The organism is Dechloromonas denitrificans, from assembly GCF_020510665.1.
Classification (GTDB): Bacteria; Pseudomonadota; Gammaproteobacteria; order Burkholderiales; family Rhodocyclaceae; genus Azonexus; species Azonexus denitrificans_B.
This window is the reverse complement of the sequence record NZ_CP075187.1, coordinates 3,428,656-3,450,314: the sequence shown is the minus strand read 5'-3', so window position 1 is coordinate 3,450,314 and position 21,659 is coordinate 3,428,656. Positions and strand designations below refer to the sequence as shown.

At 60.8% G+C, this 21,659-nt stretch carries 24 protein-coding genes; 9 read left to right on the top strand and 15 right to left on the bottom strand.

The window, feature by feature from the left end:
- The first annotated feature begins 17 nt into the window (after positions 1-17).
- The 9 genes from KI614_RS16310 (at position 18) to KI614_RS16270 (ending at position 8,722) form a co-directional block, all read left to right on the top strand.
- Positions 18-659 (top strand): hypothetical protein, encoded by a 642-nt coding sequence (locus tag KI614_RS16310; protein ID WP_226406996.1) that lies wholly within the window; start codon positions 18-20, stop codon positions 657-659.
- Between the two features lie 38 nt (positions 660-697).
- The gene (locus KI614_RS16305; RefSeq protein WP_226406994.1) at positions 698-2,038 is read left to right on the top strand and encodes an NAD(P)/FAD-dependent oxidoreductase; all 1,341 of its coding nucleotides are present in this window, start codon (positions 698-700) and stop codon (positions 2,036-2,038) included.
- Positions 2,038-3,066 (top strand): hypothetical protein, encoded by a 1,029-nt coding sequence (locus KI614_RS16300; RefSeq protein ID WP_226406992.1) that lies wholly within the window; start codon positions 2,038-2,040, stop codon positions 3,064-3,066. The genes KI614_RS16305 and KI614_RS16300 overlap by 1 nt, the downstream gene beginning before the upstream one ends.
- A complete protein-coding gene (locus KI614_RS16295; RefSeq protein WP_226406990.1) occupies positions 3,066-3,914 on the top strand; it encodes a MipA/OmpV family protein in 849 nt (282 codons plus the stop codon). The genes KI614_RS16300 and KI614_RS16295 overlap by 1 nt, the downstream gene beginning before the upstream one ends.
- Positions 3,907-4,695 (top strand): lysophospholipid acyltransferase family protein, encoded by a 789-nt coding sequence (locus KI614_RS16290; protein WP_226406988.1) that lies wholly within the window; start codon positions 3,907-3,909, stop codon positions 4,693-4,695. The genes KI614_RS16295 and KI614_RS16290 overlap by 8 nt, the downstream gene beginning before the upstream one ends.
- A gap of 9 nt (positions 4,696-4,704) precedes the next feature.
- Positions 4,705-5,460: a glycosyltransferase family 2 protein gene (locus KI614_RS16285; protein WP_226406986.1), complete on the top strand. Its 756-nt coding sequence runs from the start codon at positions 4,705-4,707 to the stop codon at positions 5,458-5,460.
- Complete coding sequence (locus KI614_RS16280; protein WP_226406984.1) at positions 5,457-6,656, top strand: cation:proton antiporter; 1,200 nt, start codon at positions 5,457-5,459, stop codon at positions 6,654-6,656. Before KI614_RS16285 ends, KI614_RS16280 begins: the two co-directional genes overlap by 4 nt.
- A 24-nt stretch (positions 6,657-6,680) precedes the next feature.
- On the top strand, positions 6,681-7,007 hold the full coding sequence (locus KI614_RS16275) for a thioredoxin family protein (RefSeq protein ID WP_226406983.1): 327 nt from the start codon (positions 6,681-6,683) through the stop codon (positions 7,005-7,007).
- A 92-nt stretch (positions 7,008-7,099) separates the two neighbouring features.
- A complete protein-coding gene (locus tag KI614_RS16270) occupies positions 7,100-8,722 on the top strand; it encodes a methyl-accepting chemotaxis protein (protein WP_226406982.1) in 1,623 nt (540 codons plus the stop codon).
- On the opposite strand, the gene fabG is transcribed toward KI614_RS16270, so the two are convergent.
- The 15 genes from fabG to KI614_RS16195 form a co-directional block, all read right to left on the bottom strand.
- Complete coding sequence (gene fabG / locus KI614_RS16265; RefSeq protein ID WP_226406981.1) at positions 8,719-9,438, bottom strand: 3-oxoacyl-ACP reductase FabG; 720 nt, start codon at positions 9,436-9,438, stop codon at positions 8,719-8,721. The genes KI614_RS16270 and fabG overlap by 4 nt on opposite strands.
- On the bottom strand, positions 9,435-9,890 hold the full coding sequence (locus KI614_RS16260; RefSeq protein ID WP_226406980.1) for a hotdog family protein: 456 nt from the start codon (positions 9,888-9,890) through the stop codon (positions 9,435-9,437). The genes fabG and KI614_RS16260 overlap by 4 nt, the downstream gene beginning before the upstream one ends.
- On the bottom strand, positions 9,884-10,687 hold the full coding sequence (locus tag KI614_RS16255; RefSeq protein WP_226406979.1) for a beta-ketoacyl synthase chain length factor: 804 nt from the start codon (positions 10,685-10,687) through the stop codon (positions 9,884-9,886). Before KI614_RS16255 ends, KI614_RS16260 begins: the two co-directional genes overlap by 7 nt.
- Positions 10,684-11,877 carry a beta-ketoacyl-[acyl-carrier-protein] synthase family protein gene (locus tag KI614_RS16250; RefSeq protein ID WP_226406978.1) on the bottom strand — a complete coding sequence of 398 codons (1,194 nt, stop codon included), beginning with the start codon at positions 11,875-11,877 and terminating at the stop codon, positions 10,684-10,686. The genes KI614_RS16255 and KI614_RS16250 overlap by 4 nt, the downstream gene beginning before the upstream one ends.
- Before the next feature lie 65 nt (positions 11,878-11,942).
- A complete protein-coding gene (locus KI614_RS16245; protein ID WP_226406977.1) occupies positions 11,943-13,109 on the bottom strand; it encodes a DUF1615 domain-containing protein in 1,167 nt (388 codons plus the stop codon).
- Positions 13,110-13,117: 8 nt separating this feature from the next.
- Positions 13,118-13,843: a class I SAM-dependent methyltransferase gene (locus KI614_RS16240; RefSeq protein ID WP_226406976.1), complete on the bottom strand. Its 726-nt coding sequence runs from the start codon at positions 13,841-13,843 to the stop codon at positions 13,118-13,120.
- Positions 13,840-14,640: a polysaccharide deacetylase family protein gene (locus tag KI614_RS16235; RefSeq protein ID WP_226406975.1), complete on the bottom strand. Its 801-nt coding sequence runs from the start codon at positions 14,638-14,640 to the stop codon at positions 13,840-13,842. The genes KI614_RS16240 and KI614_RS16235 overlap by 4 nt, the downstream gene beginning before the upstream one ends.
- Positions 14,641-14,643: 3 nt before the next feature.
- Positions 14,644-15,291 carry a hypothetical protein gene (locus tag KI614_RS16230; protein WP_226406974.1) on the bottom strand — a complete coding sequence of 216 codons (648 nt, stop codon included), beginning with the start codon at positions 15,289-15,291 and terminating at the stop codon, positions 14,644-14,646.
- The gene (locus KI614_RS16225) at positions 15,288-17,630 is read right to left on the bottom strand and encodes an MMPL family transporter (RefSeq protein ID WP_226406973.1); all 2,343 of its coding nucleotides are present in this window, start codon (positions 17,628-17,630) and stop codon (positions 15,288-15,290) included. Before KI614_RS16225 ends, KI614_RS16230 begins: the two co-directional genes overlap by 4 nt.
- Positions 17,627-18,196 (bottom strand): outer membrane lipoprotein carrier protein LolA, encoded by a 570-nt coding sequence (locus KI614_RS16220; RefSeq protein WP_226406972.1) that lies wholly within the window; start codon positions 18,194-18,196, stop codon positions 17,627-17,629. The genes KI614_RS16225 and KI614_RS16220 overlap by 4 nt, the downstream gene beginning before the upstream one ends.
- A complete protein-coding gene (locus tag KI614_RS16215; RefSeq protein ID WP_226406971.1) occupies positions 18,193-19,098 on the bottom strand; it encodes an acyl-CoA synthetase in 906 nt (301 codons plus the stop codon). The genes KI614_RS16220 and KI614_RS16215 overlap by 4 nt, the downstream gene beginning before the upstream one ends.
- Entirely contained in the window at positions 19,095-19,397 is a 303-nt protein-coding gene (locus tag KI614_RS16210) for a 3-hydroxyacyl-ACP dehydratase FabZ family protein (RefSeq protein ID WP_226406970.1), read from the bottom strand. The genes KI614_RS16215 and KI614_RS16210 overlap by 4 nt, the downstream gene beginning before the upstream one ends.
- Positions 19,384-20,727: an AMP-binding protein gene (locus KI614_RS16205; RefSeq protein ID WP_226406969.1), complete on the bottom strand. Its 1,344-nt coding sequence runs from the start codon at positions 20,725-20,727 to the stop codon at positions 19,384-19,386. The genes KI614_RS16210 and KI614_RS16205 overlap by 14 nt, the downstream gene beginning before the upstream one ends.
- Positions 20,724-21,386 carry a hypothetical protein gene (locus tag KI614_RS16200; RefSeq protein ID WP_226406968.1) on the bottom strand — a complete coding sequence of 221 codons (663 nt, stop codon included), beginning with the start codon at positions 21,384-21,386 and terminating at the stop codon, positions 20,724-20,726. The genes KI614_RS16205 and KI614_RS16200 overlap by 4 nt, the downstream gene beginning before the upstream one ends.
- Positions 21,383-21,640, bottom strand: a complete 258-nt coding sequence (locus KI614_RS16195) for a phosphopantetheine-binding protein (RefSeq protein WP_305852118.1) — start codon at positions 21,638-21,640, stop codon at positions 21,383-21,385. The genes KI614_RS16200 and KI614_RS16195 overlap by 4 nt, the downstream gene beginning before the upstream one ends.
- Positions 21,641-21,659 lie beyond the last annotated feature (19 nt).

The following is a 21,659-nucleotide window of genomic DNA, read 5'->3' as shown; positions in this document are numbered from 1 at the left end:
CCCGGGGGGGGGTGACGATGAAATATCAGAAAAAATCAACTGTTTTTCACTGGTTGACCGCAGTAATCGCGGTACTTGCGTTGAGCGCATGCAAAAACGCTGAGAACAAGGTGGATGATCCGGTCAAACCGGTGGCCGAAACAAAAAAAGAAGAAGCCTACGCCCGAAGCGGTTACGCCTGCTGCAACCTGCATTACGAGGGCGACTGGATCAGTGATTCGAATCTCGCCCAACTCGCTTTCATCCCGGCCGGAACCCCCATCAAGGTCAAGAAAATCGATGGCTACCGCGCATATGTCGAGGTTGATGGCAAAGCCATGCGCTTGGGGCATGACTATGGACGGGCGCAGGAAAGTACCGAGCAGTGGGTCAACAAAATTGTCGTGTTGAATGATCCAAAACTGACGATGGCCAAGTTTTCGCCCGTCGTCCGCAAAGCGATTGAAGCCGGCAAGCTGACCAAGGGGATGAGCAAGGAGCAGGTCATCATGGCTGTCGGCTATCCGCAGACCAATGAAAATCCGAAACTGGACGGCCCTTACTGGCGCTACTGGTGGTCGAGTTTCGGGCCGTACTACGTTTATTGGTCAGGCAACAAAGTCAAAAAAATTGACGGCCATTCGGAAACTGTCGCCCACATGACCTACAAAACAAAATAATTCTTCGCCACCACAGAGAGTCGAATAGGCAGTAAATCATGGAACAACAAGCCAAGGTAGCGGAGAGTCAGACGTGCGATGTCCTGGTCATCGGTGGCGGACCGGCCGGTACGACCATTGCGCCGATTCTGGCCGAAAAGGGCTACAAGGTCGTTTTGCTCGAAAAAGCACGTCATCCACGTTTTCACATTGGTGAATCGCTGTTGCCGGCGAATCTGCCGCTTTTCGAAAAAATGGGGATTGCCGACGAGGTCAAGGCGATCGGCATGGAGAAATGGGGCGCCGAGTTTGTTTCGCCGAGCCACGACAAGATGTCGCAGTGTTTTCACTTTGCCGATGCCTGGGATAAATCGATGCCCTACGCCTACCAGGTCAAGCGGGCTGAGTTCGATACCATCCTGATCCGCAACGCCGAGAAAAAAGGCGTCGAGGTCCATGAGAACTGTAAGGCCAGGGCGGTCGATTTTCTGCCGGACAATAGCGGTGCCAACGTTTTGGCCGAGCATGACGATGGTCGCCAGGTTGAATGGAAGGCCCGATTCGTGGTCGATGCTTCCGGCCGCGACACATTTCTTGCCAATCGTTTCCAGATCAAGCATCGCAATCCGAAACACAATAGTTCGGCAATCTACGGCCATTTCTCGGGTGCCAAGCGACACGAGGGGCAAGCGGAAGGCAATATCACCATTTTCTGGTTTGAACATGGCTGGTTCTGGTTCATTCCGATGCAGGGCGATGTCACCAGTGTCGGGATGGTGACCTGGCCGTATTTCATGAAAACCCGCGGTCAACGGAATATTGAGCAGTTTTTGCGCGATGGGATCGAGATGTGCCCGGCGCTGGCTGAACGGCTGAAAATGGCAACCCTGGTCAATCAGGTTGAGGCGACCGGTAACTTTTCTTACGTTTCGGAGCGCAACCACGGGGCCAACTATCTGTTGCTGGGCGATGCCTACGCCTTTATCGATCCGGTATTTTCGTCCGGTGTTCTGCTGGCCATGAACAGTGGGGTCATCGGTGCCGAGGCGATCGATACCTGTCTGCGCAAGCCGGCCGAGGCTGCGGCGGCACTCAAGCGTTTCGACGCCCTGATGAAGCATGGCCCCAAGGAGTTTTCCTGGTTCATTTATCGGGTCACCAACCCGATCATGCGGGACTTCTTCATGTATCCGAAGAATATTTTCCGGGTCAAGGAAGCCCTGCTCTCCGTGCTGGCCGGGGATATTTTCGGCAAGACACCGATCTGGCGTTCGATCGGGATGTTCAAAGTGCTTTATTACATTGCCAACATCATCCAGCCGCGAAGGGCTTTCACAGGCTGGAAACGTAGGCGTTTCAATATTCGCCGGGTTGACGACACGGCCATCAATTCGATCTAGTGAATCTCTCGTTTCTTTCCGACTGCGCTATTCAGGATCTGCCTTCGGCCTTGGCCGAACGGGCAGACCATGTGCTTGGCGGCAGCGCCATCGGCTTTCCGGCCGGTTCCGGCAAAAAAACGGACTGGCCGCTCCAGACGGTTGTCACGCCTTTGCTGGGCGGTAACAGCGAGAGGATGGACGAGGCCTGGTTGAGCGATGTGGTTTGCCAGTCCGGTGAGTTTGAAGGGATAAGCTGGCGTTGTGCCGGCCCGCTGCTGTTCGGCGTGATTGAACTGGATGAAGCTGATTTTGCCGGGCAAGCAGGCAGTTCACCGCTCCAGGAAGCCAGTGCCGAAGCTTACCGCCGGATATTTACCTTGCTCGATGCGCAGCAACGGCCACATCTTTGGCGTGTCTGGAACTATCTGTCGGATATCAATACCGAAACGGCCGGACTCGAGCGTTATCGCCAGTTCAATATCGGTCGCCAGGACAGCTTCCTCGAATTTTCCCGGGGTGCGACCGGCAATGTGCCGGCAGCATGCGCTCTGGGTGTCGCGGGGGGGCCCCTGAGCATTGCTTTCATGGCTGGCATTTACCCGGCTGTACCTGTTGAAAATCCACGCCAGGTCAGTGCCTACAACTACCCGAGCGAGTATGGTCCGCGCAGCCCGACTTTTTCGCGGGCGGTACTGGCCTATCTTCCGGCGCAGGAAGTCCTGTTCATTTCCGGCACGGCGAGCATTGTAGGCCATCAGACCGTTCATCCGGGCGATTTGGCCGGGCAATGTCGGGAATCGCTGGCCAATATTGCAGCGGTGCTTGCCGAAGCCAACCGCCTTGCCTGTTCGGACACCTTTGTCATGTCCGAGCTTTCCTTCCGTGTCTACATTCGCCATGCCACCGACTTTTTGCCGGCTCGCAATATCTTGCTGCCGCTGATGGGTGCCGACGTGGAAATTGTCTTTGTTCAGGCCGATATCTGCCGACACGACCTGTTGATTGAAATAGAGGCTTTTGCCTTGCACTTTCTGGGGAATCGTTGATGACCAGCCCACAATACCGCCGGATTATCCGTTTGATCGCCTTGTGTCTTGGCCTCTCTTCCGGCGCCACGCAGGCCGTTGAAGAAAAGCCCCTGTGGGAAATTGGCGCGGGTGTCGCTGCCTTCAGCTTCCCGTCTTATCGCGGCTCGGACCAGACCAATAATTTCCTGATGCCGGTTCCGCACTTCACTTATCACGGTGATTTCCTCAAGGCGGACCGTCACGGTATACGCGGCAGTTTCTTCGATTCCGACCGTCTTGACCTGACGCTCAGTGTTGCCCTTTCTCCACCGGTCAGCAGCAAGGACATTACGGCGCGGGCCGGCATGTCAGATCTGAAGGGAACCTTTGAAATCGGCCCTGAAATGGATGTCACATTCTGGCGTTCGGACAACAAGGCCCGCTTCATCAAACTGCTCATGCCCTTGCGCGCCGCGATTACCGTTGAAGGCTCGCCCAAGGAAATCGGCTGGGTTTTCCATCCCAAGCTGAATATGGACATCACCGATTTGCCCGGCATGCCGGGCTGGAACCTGGGCATGCTGGCCGGCCCCCTGTTCGGTGATCAAAAGCAGCATGCCTACTATTATTCGGTCGATCCACGTTATGCCACGGCAGGTCGGCCTGCCTACGAAGCCAAGGCAGGTTATGCCGGCATGCAGTATCTGCTGGCCCTGTCGAAGCGCTTTCCTGGCTATTGGCTGGGCGGCTTTGTCCGTTACGACAATCTCGGCGGATCGGTTTTTGAAGACAGCCCGCTGGTCCGCCAAAAGGATTACGTTGCGGCAGGTGCGGCGATTACCTGGGTTCTCGGCGAGTCCTCCACCCGCGTGATGGTGAATGACTGATCAGGGTCGGGCAGGCAAGCCGTGGTGGATTGCCTACGAATATCTGGCCATGTTCCTTGGCCTTGGCGCGCTGGCCCTGATTTGCCTGGGCTGGCTGCCATTTGCCATGATCCTGTACCCGCTCTTGCCGCGCCGCTTTGCCCAGCCTTGTGGCCGGTTCATGATTTCAGGCGGCTTCCGGGTTTATTTGTCGATCCTGTCCTTTTTCTGCGCCTGTCGTTTCGAGCTTTCCGAGCTTGATCAACTGCGCGATGAAGGCCCGTTGATTCTTGCGGCCAATCACCCTTCCCTGCTCGATGCCGTGATGATCGTGTCGCGCCTGCCGAATGCGGTGTGCGTCATGAAAGCTGCGCTGATGGACAATATCCTGTTCGGTGCGGCGGCTCGGTTGGCACGCTATATTCGCAACAATGCGCCGCTCGAAATGATCCTCAATGCCCGGGAAGAGCTTGCCAGTGGCGCGCAACTGGTCATTTTCCCGGAAGGTACGCGGACAAGCGATTTCCCGGTTGATCCTTGCACGCCCAGCACCGGGCTGATTGCCGGACGGACAGCCGTTCCGGTGCAAACCTTGCTGATCGAGTTCTCCACCCCTTATCTGGGCAAGGCCTGGCCGTTGTTTCGCCGACCGATCTTGCCCCTGCACTGCACGATTCGCCTGGGCCGTCGTTTTTCTGCCCCAGGCAATGTCGAAGCATTTACGCGCGAGCTTGAAGCCTATTTCCGCAGTGAATTGAAAATCACTGCGCAGGGCTTGTCGACCGCAGCATTCGTTGCCTGATGGATTTCCATGCCTGAAGTTTCCGCGACGCATCTCGTCATCATTCCCAGTTACAACCCCGGTCCCAAGGTTCTCGATACTGTGCGGGCCGCCCGTGCCCAGTGGGCGCCTGTCTGGGTGATTGTCGATGGCAGCACTGATGGCAGCACCGAGCAATTATTGGCTCTGGCCGAGCACGATACCGCGTTGCGCATTGTTGTCCTGCCGCAAAACAGCGGCAAAGGCTCGGCTGTGCTCGAAGGTATTTCACAAGCCGCGGCAGCTGGGTTCACGCATGCGTTGACCATGGATTCGGATGGCCAGCATCCGGCCCAGCTGATTCCCGATTTCATGGCCGCCTCGCAGGCGCAACCTGGGGCGATGGTGCTTGGCAAGCCGGTATTCGATGCCGATGCGCCTGCCTTGCGGGTCAATGGCCGCAAGGTATCGAATGGCTGGGCCAACCTGGAAACGCTGTGGATGGGGATTGGCGACTCCTTGTATGGCTTTCGGGTTTATCCGATTGCCCCCTTGAAGCGGATCATGCAATCGAACCGTTTCATGCGGCGTTTCGATTTCGATCCGGAAGCGGTGGTCCGGCTCTGCTGGGCGGGTGTCAGACCGGTCAATATCGACGCGCCGGTACGCTATTTCAGGGCGGATGAAGGCGGCGTTTCGCATTTCCGTTATTTGCGTGACAACACGCTGCTGACCTGGATGCATACCCGCCTGTTCATCGGTTTCGTGATCCGCCTTCCGCTGTTGATACTTCGCAAGTTCCAATGAACACGACAGAAATATTCCTGATCGCGATGACGATCATTTTCACCCTGCCCTACCTGATCTGGCGTATCGGGCGGACCGATTATTACGCCCCATTGGTCGTTGTCCAGATCATGACCGGTATCCTGCTCGGGCCGGGCGTTCTTGGCCGCGCTTTTCCCGATTACTACGCTTTTGTCTTTACCCCGGCGGTCGTTCAGTCGTTGAACGGCATTGCCTGGTGGGCGGTCATGTTGTTCGTGATGATTGCCGGCATCGAACTGGATCTGAAAAAAGCCTGGGCACATCGTCGTGAAAGCTCGATCACGGCGGGGCTGGCGTTGGGCACACCGTTGCTGTTCGGTTGTCTTGCTGCCGCCATCCTGATGCTTGACGACGGCTGGATGGGCCCCCAGGCATTGACCTGGCAATTCATCCTCGGTGTTGGCATGGCATGTGCCGTCACCGCACTGCCCATCCTGATCCTGTTGATGGAGAAGCTCGATGTCCTGCGTCAGCCGATCGGCCAGCGCATCCTGCGCTATGCCAGTCTCGACGATATCGCCATCTGGGGCGTCCTGGCGCTGATCCTGATGGACTGGGAGCGGGTCGGCAAACAACTGGCCTTCCTGATCGCCTTTGCCGTCGCCGGTTACGCTTTCCGTCAGTTGATGATGCGCCTCAACGAACGCGACCGCTGGTACGTCGCCTTGATCTGGCTGGCACTTTGCTCCTTCGGGGCAGATTGGGCAGGCCTGCATTTCATGGTCGGCGCTTTCCTGGCAGGCGCGATCATCGAGGCGGAATGGTTCAACCAGGAAAAAATGGATTTGATGCGCCATCACGTCTTGCTGGTCATCATGCCGGTCTTTTTCCTCAGTACCGGGCTGCGAACCAATTGGGCGCTGGGTGGCGAAGCCGTTTTCGTCGGTGCCGCCTTGCTGCTTTGCGCATCGATTGCCGGCAAGTTGCTCGGTATCCGGCTGGCCGGGAAGATCCTTAAATGGCAACCCGGCGAAGCCAGCATCATTGGTTGGCTGCTGCAAACCAAGGCGCTGATCATGATCATCTTTGCCAATATCCTGCTCGACAAGCAGATCATCACCAGCGAAGCCTTCACCGCCTTGTTGCTGATGGCGGTGGCCAGCACGATGCTGACCGTGCCGGTTGTCGCCCCCAAGCTGGCGCGCATGAAGGAAATCATCTTTCGCAGTAATTGAGCGGCTTTCGATCAGGAGCGAGCCATGGGGATGAACAGCGAGTACGTAGAAATCGAGCCGGCCCGTGCTGCGGTCGACGCATTGGAAGGCCCCGTTTTGATTGAATTCGGTGCGCCCTGGTGTGGTCACTGCCGCGCCGTTCAACCTTGGCTGGCTGGCGTCATGGACGGTTTTCCGGCTATCCGGCATCTGAAAATCGAAGATGGACCGGGGCGACGTCTGGGGCGCTCGTTTCACGTGAAACTCTGGCCGACGCTGGTGCTGCTCAAGCAGGGGGTAGAAACGGGTCGTCTGGTTCGTCCGGTCGATGAACAGCAAATTCGATCCTTGCTGCTCCAATCCATTGAATAATTAAAATTATATGCAAAATTTGATTTAGCAATATTCCTTTTGTAATAGATATATCGGATTATTCCGGACAAAAGAAATAGAGGGTTGGGCGCATGAAAAAGAATCTGCCGGTCACGCAAATTGAAAGGCCGTTTCCTGACGGCAAATACCTTGTCTCGCGGACCGATCTCAAGGGAATAATCACCACAGCGAACAGTGTGTTCGTTGAGATGAGCGGCTTCAGCATGGATGAGCTGATCGGGACGAACCATAACCTGGTGCGCCATCCCGACATGCCTCCCCAGGCTTTTGCTGACCTGTGGACGACGGTGAAGGCTGGTCGGCCGTGGCGTGGCATCGTCAAGAACCGTTGCAAGAACGGCGATTTTTATTGGGTCGATGCACTGGTCGTGCCAGTGATTCAGGCTGACCGGATTACCGGTTACATGTCGGTTCGCCATAAACCGAGCCGTGAGCAGATCGCCCAGGCCGATGCGCTATATCAGAAACTGAATGCCGGTGCCGCCCGCTTGCCGACGCCGGGCCTGTGGCAAAAAACCAGCCTGCGGAGCAAGTTTTTCGGGGCCGTCAGCTTCATGGTCCTGGCCAATATCCTCGGCGGGGCGATCAATCTGTTCGGGGCCGATTTCGGTTTCAGTCACGAAACGACGACTCACCTGCTGCGCTTTCTTGGCATCTCCAGCATTGCCGTTGGTTTGGGGTTGATGGCCATACAAAACAAGGTTTTCGACATTACCGGCCGGATTGCCAGTCGCCTGAACCATATTACCCAGGGCGATCTGACCGATACGATTCCGCTGCATCGCGTTGATGAACTGGGCAAGTTGAATGACGCGCTGGTCGTCATGCAGACGCATCTGAAAATCATGATTGCCGAGATTGCCGGGGCGGCCGAGATTGTTTCCGGTAACTGCGACCAGCTATCGGTCCAGGCCAGCGAAACGCATGCCGTATCGGAAGTGCAGTCGGAGGCAGTGACCCGGATTGCTGCAGCCATCGAGCAGATCAACGCATCGATTGCCGAAGTGTCGAATGGTGCGATGCATGCCGCCGAGGCGGTGAACAATTCCCAGCGGCTGGTCGGCGATGCCGGCAGCCAGATGGATCTCAGCCGGCAGGCCTCGGCCAATGTGGTTGCTACGGTATCCCAGGCCGGCAATACGATGGCTGAATTGTTCAAGTCGATTCATGCGATCGGTGCGGTGACCCGGACTATTGAAGAAATTTCCGATCAGACCAATCTGTTGGCCCTGAATGCGGCGATCGAGGCGGCGCGGGCCGGCGAAGCCGGTCGTGGATTTGCCGTTGTTGCCGACGAGGTGCGCAAGCTGGCCGAACGAGCCAGCCAGCAGACGCAGGAAATCACCACGACCGTTTCGGAAATCCAGCGCGTTACTCAACTGGCCGTCAGCGAAATGGAAAATGCCGGAAATTTCGTGTCGACCACGGACCGCGCCATGGTGCTGGCTCAGCAGGGCCTGCAGGAAGTCACGACGCATGGCAGTGTGGTCTCGGGTTTGTCGCGCGATATTGCCCTGGCTACCCGCGAACAGAGCGTGGCCGCTGAAGATGTCGTCCGGCAGGCGGAATCGATTGTGGCCGGTGTCGATCAGAGCGTTGCTGCGATCAGCCGGATGCGCGATCAGGCCGGTGAAATGAATGCGGCGTCGAATGACCTGAAGGAACTGGTCAAGCACTTCAAGTTCATCGGCTAGATCATTGCGCCGTTGATCGAGATAACCTGCCCGGAAATATAGGCTGCATGCTCGGAAGCGAGGAAGGCGACGAGATCGGCGACTTCTTCCGGGCGGCCGGCGCGTTTCATCGGGACGATGGATTTGATCGTTTCCGCATCGAATGCGTCGGCGATCATGTCGGTCGCGATAATGCCCGGCGCCACGGCGTTGACCGTGACATTACGGCTGGCCAGCTCAAGCGCCAGCGATTTGCTGGCCGCATGCAAGGCGCCCTTGGCCGCCGAATAATTGACCTGGCCGCGGTTGCCGGTAATCCCGGCGATTGATGAAATGGTGATGATGCGCCCCCAGCGGGTGCGAATCATCGGCATGGTCAGCGGCTGGGTAACGTTGAAAAAGCCGTTCAGCGAGACGTCGACCACGCTATCCCATTGTTCGCCCGACATACCGGGGAAAACGGCATCGGCGTGAATGCCGGCATTGTTGACCAGAACCTGGATGCTCCCTGCGTCGAGCAGCGCGGCCAAGGCAGTGGCGGTGGCCGGGCGATCGGTGACATCGAAGGCCACGGCTTCGGCGCTACCGCCGGCCGCGGCGATTTCAGCCACCACGCCGGCTGCCTTGCCGAGACTGCGGTTGGCATGGACGATGACATGCAGGCCATCCTTGGCCAGGCGTTTGCAGATGGCAGCGCCAATGCCGCCGCTACCGCCAGTGACGAGCGCACGTTTCATGGATTTTCCTTGCCGAGCGCATCGGCATCGAGCACGACAGCGGCACGGCCTTCAAGCAGGCAGCGGCCGTCATGGCTAAGTGAAAACTGATAGAGGATATGGTTGCTGTCGCCGGACAGGCGCTCGGCCTGGACGCACAACTCGCCGGCCAGATCGTCGAGCCGGGCGGCATGCAGGGTGACGCCGCGCACGCTGGTCAGGTAACCCTGGCGCGGTCTGTCACTGGTACCGGCGAGCAAAGCGCCGTGCACGGCCATTGCCTGGGCGGCATATTCGATGCCGTTGGCTGCACCAAGCCGGTCTGCGGCACGTAGCGGGTTAGCCGGGTCGGCATGGCTGGTGGCGCGGCAGGAAATGGCCATTTCCGACCAGTCGACCACGGCATCGAGCAGACACATGTCGCCATGGTGCGGAATGCGTCGGGCGATCCAGTCGTGGTCGAGTGTCAGCATGGCTGCAGGTCGATGCACAACTGCATCGGCGGCAGATAATCGATGCAAACCGGACCGTATTCGCCACGGGCCAGCTTTTGCAACAGTGGCAGGCAGCGTAATGCGGGGATGCTGGTGCGCAGGTTTTCCAGCCCGGCATCGGCCATCTTTTCGGCTGCGTCGGTACTCGGGGTGACCGTGATCCGGGCCACCGAGCGCCCGGTTTTCTCCGGCGTCAGCAACAGGCCGAGGCCGGCACAATCGGGGGTGTCGCGTTTGCTGAACAAGGGTTCCGGATATTCGCTGTCGTAGGCGACGAGCATGGTGGCTTGCCGGTCGACAATCACCTGGCCGAGCGTATCGAGCAGCCCGGCACCGAAGCCGGCATCGAAGGCGCCGATCACCTGACTGGGGGCCATCGATTGGGTGGCAATTCCCCAGTAGCCGGCGCCGGCGTTATGTACCGAGTTATGGAAGCGGGTCGGCGAGACCTGGCGGTCGGCGCTGGCCAGTTGCTCGCACAAGGCGTGGCAGTTGTGGCCATCAGCGCCGGAAGCGGCAAACACGGTGGCCAGCTGGCTGACATCAGCGCCAGCATTGGCGGCGGTTTCAAGGCCGATGGCCAGGGTCAGCTTGACCAGGCGACTGGCCCGCCGACGTTCGGCCGGCGGCAGGATGGTTGGTACCGGCAGGATCGACGGTGCTGCGGTGTACGGTGCCGCGCCGCGCAAAATGGTGCAGGCGCTTGCCCAGTCGGGCAGGCCGGGAGCGAGCAGGCCGATACCTTCGATCCAGGCAGTCAAGGGGGTCGGGGTCATGGTGCGACTCCAAAAACAAGGCTGCAATTGCTGCCGCCGAAGCCGAAGGAATTGGTCAGCGCATGACGAACCTTGGCCGGGCGGCTCTTCAGCAGGTAGTCGATGGGAATGGCCGGGTCCGGCGTTTCGGTATTCGGGCTGCCCGGCAGCAGATCGTGGGTCAGTGCCAGGGCGCAGACAATCGCTTCGACTGCACCGGCCGCGCCCAGCGTATGGCCGGTCGCGCCCTTGATCGAGCTGCAAGGAACGCGATTGCCGAACAGTGCGGCAACGGCCTTGCCTTCTGCTGCATCGTTGGCCGGCGTGGCGGTGCCGTGCAGATTGATGTAATCAATATCGCCGGTCTGCAGGCCGGCCGAGCGCAACGCCGCTTCCATGGCCAGGCGTGCGCCCAGTCCTTCCGGGTGCGGTGAGGACATGTGATAGGCGTCGCTTGATTCGCCGGTGCCGAGCAGCAGGACGGCGCCCGACGGCGTATCGGCCGGCAAGCGTTCGAGCAGCGCAAAGGCGGCACCCTCACCGACCGAAATGCCGTTGCGCGTCGCGTCGTAAGGCCGGCATGGTGCCGACGAAGTCAGTTGCAGCGAGGCAAAGCCGTGCAATGTCGTCAGGCACAGGCTGTCCACGCCGCCGACGATGGCCGCATCGATGGTCCCCAGCGCCAATTGACGGGCCGCTGCAGCAAAGACCTTGGCGCTCGATGAGCAAGCCGTTGAAATCGCCAGGGCCGGGCCTTCGAGCGCGAAATAGTCGCGGGTGAATTCGGCGACCGAAAAGGCATTGTGTGTCGTGCGATAGATGAAATCTTCCGGCAGGGCGCCGCTGACCGGATCGCGCCGGCGATAGGCCTGCTCGGTTTGCAGGATGCCGGCCGTGCTGGTGCCGAGGAAAATGCCGACGCGGGTCTTGCCGTAGCGGGCAATGGCGGCCCGGACACGGCTTGCGAAGCCATCCTGTTCCAGTGCCAACTGGGCCAGGCGGTTGTTGCGGCAATCGTAGCGGGTGAGCGATTTGGGCAGTTTCTGGGCGTCGACCGCAGTGACTTCGCCGATCCAGGTATCGAGATCGACGGTTTCGAAATCGCAGGGTTTCAGGCCGCTGCGGCCATCGCGCAGGCCAGCCAGCGTTGCATCAAGCCCGTGGCCGAGCGTGGTGGTTGCGGTGTAGCAGGAAAGAAGGAGCGGGGACACGGCGGACCTCGAATTCATGAACAGTGAATTTTATCAGAGGGGCCTGCCCCCGGTTGGCTGCCCGTTCAGTTCGTCTCGGCCCGGCCCAGGCAAGTGCGGTAACGCCCTTCGACGCGCCGGGCAAACCATTCGGTGGTCAGCTGACGGCTGATTTTCGGGCTTTTGAGATCGATCTGTGGCATTTGTTGGCGCGGCAGCAAGCGCCCGGCCGAAACTTCGGCCAGCCGGAACAGCCGGTTGAACAGCGGGCTGTCGCCGAAACCGGCTGATTTTTCGAGGAGCAGGTCGCGCCGGATTTCGGCCCGATTCATTTGCAGGCGCGCAGCCAGGTCGCCCAGTGCGGCTTCGACGCTGCTCGGGGTGGCGCTTGCCCTGCCCTTTTCATAGCGTAGCAGGTCGCCATCCAGGCTGAGCGTTTGCCTGGTCAAGCGATTCAAGGCGGCCTGGAAGGCGGCATTCCGGCTGCTGTAGCGACCGGCGTTGAAATCGGCGAAGCGGTAAAGCACATCGTCGTAGGGGGCCGGATAATCGAGCAGGATGGCGGCACCGAAATAAACGCCACCGCGCCGGGTGAACACCTCATCGCGGATGTTTTTGCCGAGGGGATAGGGATAAGGTTTTTCCCGCGCATGTTCCTCGGCGAAGGCGATGCTGACCTGCATCGGCCCGGCGGTGTGTACCGGGTTGTAGTCTTTCAGCCAGCGCTGGCCGAAAGGCAGTTCGGCAATCATGTCTTCGTACAGCGCGTTGAGCTGTTTTTCGGTTTTCAGCGCATTGATCCGGTCGGCATAGGTTTTGCCATCCGGCGAGGTCTTTTGCAGCGCCGCCCGGAGCACGAATTTGGGCATGCCGAATTTGCCGACGCGCTCTTCCAGGCCTCGCCAGACGATATCGGGCAATCCGGGGACGACCGGGTCGGCCTGGAAAGTCGATTCCTGCTCGATCACGGCAATGCTGGCGCAGTAGGTTTGCGCAGCGGCCGGAATATTCAGGTGCGTGTAGGCGGTGTGCAGATCGCCGGCCCAGCCGGCCCTATCCTTGACGTTGGCCGGAATCAGCCGGGCGATGCGCTGGCGCAGTTCGGCTTCCGGCAATTCGGACCACGGAATGGTGCGTGCTTGCCCGCTGGGTGTCGCCATGTCGCCGGGCAGAACCGGCCCAGGCGGATTGTCGATCGATGTACAGCCAGCCAGCACAAGCAGCGGCAGCCATCGGAAAAGCATCGGGCGCATGCCGGGGATCAGGCGGCGGGAACGCGGCAGATCAGCATGATGTTGGCGAAAGGTTTGCCTTCATTCATCGGCAGCGTTTCGACGACAAAGCCGAGGCTTTTCAGCAGTTCAACCCATTCGACCAGCTTGCGGCCATACAGGGTCGGCAGGCGATGGCCGCGCACGAAGGTCACGGCATGATCGACCCAGTTGCAGATGTGGTACGGCAGGCCGGCGCCCTTGTCGCCGACGCGGGTCAGGAACAGACCGCCCGGCGGCAGGGCGGCACGGATGCGCTTGAGTACATCTTTCTGGCGTGCGTGATCGACGTAATGCAGGGCGTCGAGGATGGTCACGACATCGGCCTGGCCGAAATCGACCTTGCACATGTCGCCCTGGCGAATGCTGACAATCGGGTGATCCTGCCCGAAAGCCTGGCTGGCGCGGTCGACATCCTTTTGCATCAATTCGTAGCCGAGCAGCGCCAGCGGCTGCGGCGCCGGTGCCCAATCACCCGGCCAGTTGCCCTGTTCGTAGAGCTTGCGGGCGGCCAGCAGCCAGGCAAACAAACTGCCCTGGCCGCAGCCGAGGTCGAGAAAACGCCCTTGAGCCGGGAAAATGCCGCGCTTGAGCAGTTCGCGGAAGATGCAATCGGAGGAAAGCTTGCCGCGTGCGTAGTGGTAGGCGAAGCGGCTACCGTTGCGAAAGGGGCGACTGGCATCGTCGAGCAGGGTTTGCAGGAAGCGGGAGGTCATTTCAGGGCGGCGGAAAGGGTTACGGGGGTCAGTCCGGCTGCGCGGATTTCATGCAGCAGCTTGGGCAGAACGGAAAGGATGACGGGCTGGCCGGCGCTGTTGCGTGCGCTGTTGCCATCGTGAATGAGCAGAATATCGCCGGCGGCGAGGTTTTGGCAGAGCCGGCCAAGCACGATTGCCGGATCTGCCTCGCATGTGTCGTAGCCGCGCCGTGTCCAGGCGGCCAGTTGCAAGCCGAGATGGGTCAGGACCGGGTCGAGAAAGGGGTTGCGCAAGCCGGCGGTCGGTCGGAAAAAGCGCGGCGGCTGGCCGGCCAGTTCGCCGAGGATGGCCTGGGCGCTTGAAATATCCGCCTTCATGCGCCGGTAGCCGAACAGGGAAAAGTGCCAGGCGTGAGCCTCGCCATGATTTTCGATGCTGTGGCCGCGTGCCACGATTTCCCGGCACAGGGCCGGATATTGCCGGGCATGCCGCCCGATGCAGAAGAAACTGGCTTTGACGCCGGCGCCATCGAGCATGTCGAGCACTTGGGGGGTGACCTCGGGGTCGGGGCCATCGTCGATGGTCAAGGCAATTTCACCGCGCCGGCAGGCACTTTCCGGCAGCTGGGTCAGGGTCGGACCGAGCCAGTTGCAGCGTGGCAGCAGACCGGCCAAGGTGATGATGGCGTGATTGGCAATAAGTGCGGCAACCGCCCATGGCCAGCCGGCAGGCAGGGCGAACAGGCTGAATATGGCCGCCAGATGGGTGACCAGCGTCAGTTTGAGGGTGAGATTGGGCGACCAGGAACGGGGCATCGTTTATCTGGGGAATAAGTCACTGTGCAGGAAATGTTCCCACAAAACCTGCCATACCGGCCATTCATGACCGCCGGGAACGGCCAGCGAAGCGTGATCGGGGAAGCATTCGGCAATCTGGCGCATCCCGTCGGCAAAGCGGTCTTCGCTGCCGTAGCCGACGAATACGGGAAGTCCGGCCGGCGGGTTTTTCAGCCACTGCCAGGCGCGAAATTCAGGGTCATCGAGTTGCTCGGGTGTTGCCTGCCATTGCGCCAGGCCGCCGGCCCGGACAATCGCATTGGTTGTCAGGCGGGAGCCGGGGTAAGGCGCGAGCAGGCACAGACCATCGAAGCTGCCGGGTGTATCGGCGTTGTGGCACAGCGTCAGCAGGCCGCCGAGCGAAATGCCGCCGAGCCAGATTTGACAGTAGCCCTGCTCTCGGGCCGGGGCGATGATCTGCGCCTGGAGCGCTGGTAGTGCCGCGCCACTGGAAATTTGCGCCAGATCGAGGTCGACCGCGACAAGGTCGAGTTTCAGGCCGAGATCCGTGATGCGGCTGAAAAAGCCGGCCGCGACGTAATCTTCCGGCTTCATGTAGGCGCCGGGCAACAGCACCATCAGTGTCGATGCGCCTGAACACTGTTGGATGGTCCGTAGCGTCGGGCTCATCCGGCTGTTCCACGTGGGGCGAATATCGCCGCCAGCAGCAATGCCAGCACGGCGCCGGGGCCGACGGTGACGCCGACAGCGTGCAGGATCGGTACGTTGGACAGGCCGAGCGTGCCGAAACCGATCGCCGTGGTCAGGTTGGCGACCAGCATCGAAGCCAGTGTTTCCGGATCGGGGCCTGTCGCCTCATCGGCCCGGTCGAAAAACAGGGCGTAATTGGAACCGACCGCGACAATCAGCAGCATGCCGATCAGGTGCAGCAGGTGCAGGCGTTCGCCGAGCAGGTGCAAGCCGCCAATGACGATCAATACGGCAAGAATCAGCGGCAGCAGGACACGCCCGAGGCGGCGCGGCGAACGCAGGGTGATGGCGAGCAACAGCACAATGATGGCCAAACCGGCCAGCGAAAGCTGCGATGCCTCGTGCAGGTAATCGTTGTAAAGCTTGTCGAACTCGCCCTTCATGTCGATGAACAGTACCTGCCCGGCGGTGTCTCCTGTCAGCGCGGCACGCACGGCCGCGGCATCGATCATTGCGCTTCCGTCTTGTGGCGGGCGCAATGGCAGCAGCACACTCCAGCCCTGGGCATGCTTGAGCAGCATGGCATCGACCGCGAGGGCGAGCTGCGTACCGGCCAGCGAGGCCGGCGTGATTTCCGGTTGTCGACGGGCCGATTCGATATCGGCAAGAAAGCGATCGAGTTTGCTGGCGGCCAGTGGCGCATCCTGCAGCGCAGTCTTGAGCCGGGGGGCAAGCTCATCGCTCGATGGCAGACTGGCTTGCCGCTGGGCCTGGCTCAGCTGGCTCGGCAGGAAACGGGTTGGGCTGTCGTAGCCGCCGAGCTGCCCGCTTTCGACCAGGCGGTCCAACTGCAAGCCGGTACGTTCGGCCATCTGCAGGGCTGTTTCCTGGTCCGCGGCATTGATCACGACAAGGTAGCGTGAATCCGGCGCGGCCATGTCGGCGCGCAGCGCGAGATCGACTTGCTGATCGGCCTGGCTGACCGGGCTGAGGGCCGACAATTCGGGGTTCCACAGCGAATCGCGGTCGAGATAAAGCGTCGTGGCTGCCGCGATTGCCAGCACAAGCATTGGCCAGCGCAGTCGCTGGACTTGTCCGATGCTGCGTTCCAGCAGATGGCCGAGTGGCGTCAGATCGCGGCGTTCTATCGTTGTGCCGGCCAGTTGCGGTAATACGAAGCGCGTGACCAGTGCGGCAGTCAGCACGCCGGCCAGCGAATACAAACCGAGTTGTGCCAGGCCGGGAAAGCCGGAAAAGAGCAAGGCGGCAAAGCCGGAGATCGAGGTCAGCACGCCAAGCCGGATAGTTGGCCAGAAACGTTCGCGCCAGGCATCGACGCCCATTCGGCTGGATTGCACGAAGTAGTAGATCGAATAATCGACGGCCTCGCCGATCAGCGCCGAGCCGAAGCCGACGGTGATGCCGAAAACCGTGCCGTAAGCCAGGCTGACTGCGACGACACCGGCCAGTGCGCCGGAAACGACGGGCAGCAGGCCGAGCGTCAGCAAGCGCAAGGAGCGATAGACGAAGAACAGCACGGCAATGATTGCGATGCTGCTGATCAGCGACAGCTGGCTGACTTCGTCCTTGATCGTGGCCCGCGAATTGACCGCGAACAGGCCGGGGCCGGATAGCGTCAGGCGGGCATCGCTCAGGCCGCTTGCCGCGCGACTTTCGGCGAACTGCTGGCGAATCAGCTGGATGGCGGTTTCCTGGCCATCGGTATCGGAGCCCAGGGCATGCGTCTGGATCAGCAGCATGGCGCGTTCGCCGTCGCGCGAAGCCCAGACGCCGGCCCGGCTATCGGGCTGAGCGCCGGCATTGAGCTGGCTCAGGATGGCGACCAGTTCTCCGGTCGGGTCGCTGGTCAGTAGCGGCTTGAGCATCATGCCGGCTGGCGAGGCGAGCAGGTCGATGCTGTTGGAAATGGCATCTTTCAGGCCGTCGACCGTGAAACGTTCGGGCCGGACGCTCGGGCTGAGCAGATAGCGGTGCTTGAACAGAAAGTCGCGGTCGGCCGATTCGCTGCCGCTTTGACCGTTCTGGACCGAAGTGAATTCGGGCATTTTGCCGAGTCGACCGCGCAAATCGCGTGACAGGGTGGCACGTTGCTCAACATTGCCGCCGCTGATCGCGACCATCAGCAATCGGGCAACCGCGCCTTCCTTGAGCTGATCGACCAGCACCTGCTGCTCGGCCGTCGGCTTGGACGGCAGGAAGAACGACATGTCGGCGGTAAACCGGCTGTGCCAGACGATTGCAGCGCCGGCCAGCATGGCCAGCAGCCAGAGCAGAAAGCTGCGGCGGGCGGGGCTCATCGGTTGTCGATCGGTTCGATGCTCATCACCGAACGGTCGCCGTCGGCCTGCAGGTATTCAATGCTGCGGATCTGGTTCTTGCTGCCGCTGACGGTAATGCGCTGCACCAGGGCGGCAATTTTCTGATCGCTCGGCAACAGCGTCAGCGTCCATTTATCCAGATTGCCACTCAGGAAAAGCGCGTAGTTTTTCTCCAGCGCGGCGCGGTTGCCGGTCAGCGTGCCGCGAATGCTGTCGATGAAGGCCAGCGCTTCCGGCTGGTTGCTCAGGTTGATCGTCAGCTTCTGTTTTTCGCGCTCGATGCTGAGCATGTCCTTGTCGAGCAGCAGGGTTTCGACCTTGGGCATCAGCGTGCGTTTTTCCAGCCGGTCGGGTGCGGTGTAGCTCATTTCGCCGCTGGAGACGACCGGCTTGTCGAGTACGGCAAGGTATTTCTTCTCGACGAAACGGGCCTTGCCGCCTTTGTGGCGGGCCAGTTCGCCCATCAGCTGGCCGAGGTCGAAGGCGGCCAGGGCCGGGATGGTGAGTGCCGCGAGAATGAGGCCGGCAAAAAGTCGCTTGATCATTTTTTCTGCCAGAAATCGAAGAAGTTGAACCAGTTGTAAGGCGCCAGGCGGCAATAGTGGCTGAGTCGCTCGGCGTAATGCTGCTGGGCGGCGCGAATCGCTGCGTCGCGTTCGCTGCGCGGTGTGTTGGTGAAATCGGCCAGCGCCTCGAAGTGTATCCGGTAGCGGTTGCCGCCCAGGTACAGGCCGGTCATGAAGAACACCGGGCGGCGCAGCATCGCGGCGAGGCGGAAGGGACCGACCGGAAACGGGGCCATTTCGCCGAGAAATTCGCAGTCGACCGTGGGATCGTCACTCAGGCTGCGGTCGGCAAGAATCCCGACGAGGTAGCCCTGGTCGAGCTTGTCGCGGGCTTCGAGCATCGATTCCATGCGGCCGAGCGAGATGATGTCCTGGGTTGCCGCCGGGTTGATCGCTTCCAGCGTGGCGTTGATCTTGCGGGCATTTTCCTCGTACATCAGCATGGCGACCTTGAGCCCCGCCCTGCCCCGGCCGACGGCGCGCAATACTTCAAAGCTGCCGAGATGGGCGCCGATCAATACCGCCCCGCTTTGGGCGGCAGCCAGCTCATGCACCGGATCGGCCCCGATGACTTCGATGTCGAACAGGTCGAAACGGTCGTTGAGCAGGTAGATACGGTCGTGAATGGTGCTGGCGAAGCTGAAGACGTGACGAAAGCCGTCCGACCATTCCGCCCAGCGGCCAAGTGCACGGTGCAGGTATTCACGGCTGAAGTGGCGGGCGCGCGGCGCAAAAAGCACGTAATAGGCGGTGATGCCATAGAGCACGACGCGGCCGATAGCCCGGCCGAAGGTCAGCGAAATCCAAACCATCAGGCGGAGGATGGCGAGGTTGCTGCGTTCCTGCTGACGCAGCCAGCTTGGCGTGGCCGGCCGGGTCATGGCGCCGGGGTCAGGCTGCCGGAGGCAACGTCACGTCCGGCGGCGCGGACGGTAAAGGCGATGGCACCACTCGGCTTGGACAGCAGGCTGAAGGTCAGTTCTTCCTGCGGGGCGACCGGGCTGAGAAATTTGGCGTTGCCGATTTGCCAGCCGGATACCGGACGTTCGAGCAACTGCTCGGCGAACCGGATGGCCTGATCAAGCAGCACGACGCCGGGCACGATCGGACGACCGGGGAAATGGCCGGCAAAGCTCGGATGATCAGCCGGTACGGACCAGTGGTAATCAACGCTCGACATGTCCGACCTTTTCGTTGAACAGTTCGAGCAACTGCTTGCGCGGCAGCTTGCCGGTGCTGTTGCGCGGCAGTACATCCATGAAGACGACCGGGCGCGGCAGGAAAATCGGATCGACACGCTGGCGCAGTTCAGCCTGCAACTGGCGGCTGTTCAGGCCGGGAGCGACGACGAAGGCGCAGAGCCGGGTGATGCCGTCCGGGTTCACTTCGTCGGGCAGGAAAAAAGCCGCGTCGGAGACGCCGGGCACGGCGCAGATCTGGTGATTGAGGTAGGCCAGCGAGGTACGTTTGCCGGCGATGTTGATCAGGTCGGCATGGCGGCCATGCAGGATGAAACGGCCGTCAGGCAGGATCTCGATGACGTCGGACAAGGCAATTTCACGCTCGATATGACCACCCGAGGCAAACGTGACGTCCTCTTCCTGGCGCAAACGCACGCCGGGCAGCAATTTCCAGGCTTGATCGGCCGTTGTCTGGCGGCTGGCGACCTGCCCCGTCTCTGTCGAACCATAGATTTCGTAGAGCGGCGCGCCAAAGCTTGCCTCGGCATCCCGGGCCAGTTGTGCGGACAGCGGTGCCGTGGCCGAGAGGATCAGTGCGACCGGCGGCAGTTCAAGGCCGGCGGCGAGCAGCGCGGAGAGATGGAACGGTGTGGTGACCAGCATCCGGGGTTGCGGTACGGCGTTCAGTGCTGCAACGATATCCTGCGGATAAAACGGTTTGCCGGCCCAGAATGGGGCTTGGGCGTGCATCGCCAGCAGTACGGTCGATTCGAAACCGAAGCTGTGCTGGGCGGGAACGGTGCCGACAACGTGATGCACTTGCCGGTTGATGCCTAGCCGCTCGGCTTCGGCATAGGCGCTCTGGACGATGAAACCCCAGGTCTTGTCGTGGGCAACCGGCGTTCCGGTCGAGCCGGAGGTGTACAGCCGGACGGCAGTCCGGTTGGCCGGAATGAGCGGGATTTCATCGATATTTTCGCGGTCGACCGCGCTAAATTCGGGAAAATCGAGACGCGGCAGATCGAGGCTGTCGAAATCGTTGTCGCACAGGCAGAAAACATCGGGGCTGGTCGCTTGAATCTGGCGCAGTGTTTCGGGCGATTGCGAGGCCGGCTGCAGGCTGATCCGGTCGCTGACCAGGCCGGCTGCCAGACCGACCGTGAAACGATAGCGGTCCTGGCACAGGTTGAGCATGTGCCGGCCGGCCGGCAACCGGGCGGCCAGGGCGAAGGTGTCGGCCAGAAAATCGGCAATGCTGACCGGGCCGTTCTGCCGCCAGGCAAAAATGTCATCGAGTGGCGCGGGGGCGAGGAGCGGAACCAGGCTCATGAACTTTCTGTCTTTTGACGGGTGGAAAGGCGATAGCCGCGGATGGTGTCAGCGATGCTCGACTGATCTTCCGGCGGCAGCGCACGCAGTCGGACAAGGTGTTCGATGACGAACATCAGGGCGATCAATACGGTGCCAAGCAGGTTAGCGAAGGTCGACCACACGCTCGCCGGGGCGAAGACGAACAGGATGGTGGAGATCAGCGCCGTCAACATGAAATAGCTTGCCCAGGCGATCGTCACGCGCCGCGTGTATTTTTCCTTGAGTGGCGAAATGATGCCATCGTGGGCCAGCCGGGCGAAATGGGTGACGAGCGGCACGCGTCCCTTGAGCAGGGTACGGCCGAACAGGGCGCCGAGTGCCAGATTCGTCCCGACGTGCTGGATAAAGTAGAGCAGCGCGATGTTCTGGCGCAGCAGCGGCCACTGCCAGACCAGCACGGCAAGCACGACCAGGCCGCCGAGTGCGACCCGGAGGGGACTGCCGACGCGCCAGAGGACGATGACGACAATCGCCAGGAGTGGCGCACAGGCCAGTGCGGCAGAGAGATCGGAGGGGCTGTCGCCGGCGCTGCCGTAGTGGGCTAGCACAGCCCAGGCGACGACCAGCAGGCCGACCGCAAGACCGCGCAGAATGGCGGTCGGGCCCAACCCGGTCATTTCGTTCGCTGGCTGGCGATATGGGTTGCCAGGGCGCGCAGTGACGAGAAAATACGAATATTGTCTTCGTTGTCCGAGCGCAACTGGAAACCATAGCGTTTCGAAATAACCAGCGCCAGTTCAAGAATGTCGATTGAATCCAGCCCCAGGCCATCGCCGAACAGCGGGGCATCGGCTTCGATTTCATCGGCGGCCAGGTCGAGGTTGAGCGCTGAAATGATCAGTTCGGCCACTTCCGGCAAAAGTGCTTCGATGGCTTGTTGGGCGGAGTCT

Excerpts from the sequence above, each read along its gene's own strand:
- KI614_RS16245 (WP_226406977.1), bottom strand. The coding sequence starts at position 13,109 with ATGCGCCCGATGCTTTTCCGATGGCTGCCGCTGCTTGTGCTGGCTGGC.
- KI614_RS16295 (WP_226406990.1), top strand. The coding sequence starts at position 3,066 with ATGACCAGCCCACAATACCGCCGGATTATCCGTTTGATCGCCTTGTGT.
- KI614_RS16260 (WP_226406980.1), bottom strand. The coding sequence starts at position 9,890 with ATGCTGACACTCGACCACGACTGGATCGCCCGACGCATTCCGCACCAT.
- KI614_RS16235 (WP_226406975.1), bottom strand. The coding sequence starts at position 14,640 with ATGCCCCGTTCCTGGTCGCCCAATCTCACCCTCAAACTGACGCTGGTC.
- KI614_RS16255 (WP_226406979.1), bottom strand. The coding sequence starts at position 10,687 with ATGACCCCGACCCCCTTGACTGCCTGGATCGAAGGTATCGGCCTGCTC.
- KI614_RS16310 (WP_226406996.1), top strand. The coding sequence starts at position 18 with ATGAAATATCAGAAAAAATCAACTGTTTTTCACTGGTTGACCGCAGTA.
- fabG (WP_226406981.1), bottom strand. The coding sequence starts at position 9,438 with ATGAAACGTGCGCTCGTCACTGGCGGTAGCGGCGGCATTGGCGCTGCC.
- KI614_RS16215 (WP_226406971.1), bottom strand. The coding sequence starts at position 19,098 with ATGACCCGGCCGGCCACGCCAAGCTGGCTGCGTCAGCAGGAACGCAGC.
- KI614_RS16290 (WP_226406988.1), top strand. The coding sequence starts at position 3,907 with ATGACTGATCAGGGTCGGGCAGGCAAGCCGTGGTGGATTGCCTACGAA.
- KI614_RS16225 (WP_226406973.1), bottom strand. The coding sequence starts at position 17,630 with ATGAGCCCCGCCCGCCGCAGCTTTCTGCTCTGGCTGCTGGCCATGCTG.
- KI614_RS16280 (WP_226406984.1), top strand. The coding sequence starts at position 5,457 with ATGAACACGACAGAAATATTCCTGATCGCGATGACGATCATTTTCACC.
- KI614_RS16200 (WP_226406968.1), bottom strand. The coding sequence starts at position 21,386 with ATGACCGGGTTGGGCCCGACCGCCATTCTGCGCGGTCTTGCGGTCGGC.
- KI614_RS16270 (WP_226406982.1), top strand. The coding sequence starts at position 7,100 with ATGAAAAAGAATCTGCCGGTCACGCAAATTGAAAGGCCGTTTCCTGAC.
- KI614_RS16210 (WP_226406970.1), bottom strand. The coding sequence starts at position 19,397 with ATGTCGAGCGTTGATTACCACTGGTCCGTACCGGCTGATCATCCGAGC.
- KI614_RS16285 (WP_226406986.1), top strand. The coding sequence starts at position 4,705 with ATGCCTGAAGTTTCCGCGACGCATCTCGTCATCATTCCCAGTTACAAC.
- KI614_RS16275 (WP_226406983.1), top strand. The coding sequence starts at position 6,681 with ATGGGGATGAACAGCGAGTACGTAGAAATCGAGCCGGCCCGTGCTGCG.
- KI614_RS16240 (WP_226406976.1), bottom strand. The coding sequence starts at position 13,843 with ATGACCTCCCGCTTCCTGCAAACCCTGCTCGACGATGCCAGTCGCCCC.
- KI614_RS16305 (WP_226406994.1), top strand. The coding sequence starts at position 698 with ATGGAACAACAAGCCAAGGTAGCGGAGAGTCAGACGTGCGATGTCCTG.
- KI614_RS16220 (WP_226406972.1), bottom strand. The coding sequence starts at position 18,196 with ATGATCAAGCGACTTTTTGCCGGCCTCATTCTCGCGGCACTCACCATC.
- KI614_RS16230 (WP_226406974.1), bottom strand. The coding sequence starts at position 15,291 with ATGAGCCCGACGCTACGGACCATCCAACAGTGTTCAGGCGCATCGACA.
- KI614_RS16205 (WP_226406969.1), bottom strand. The coding sequence starts at position 20,727 with ATGAGCCTGGTTCCGCTCCTCGCCCCCGCGCCACTCGATGACATTTTT.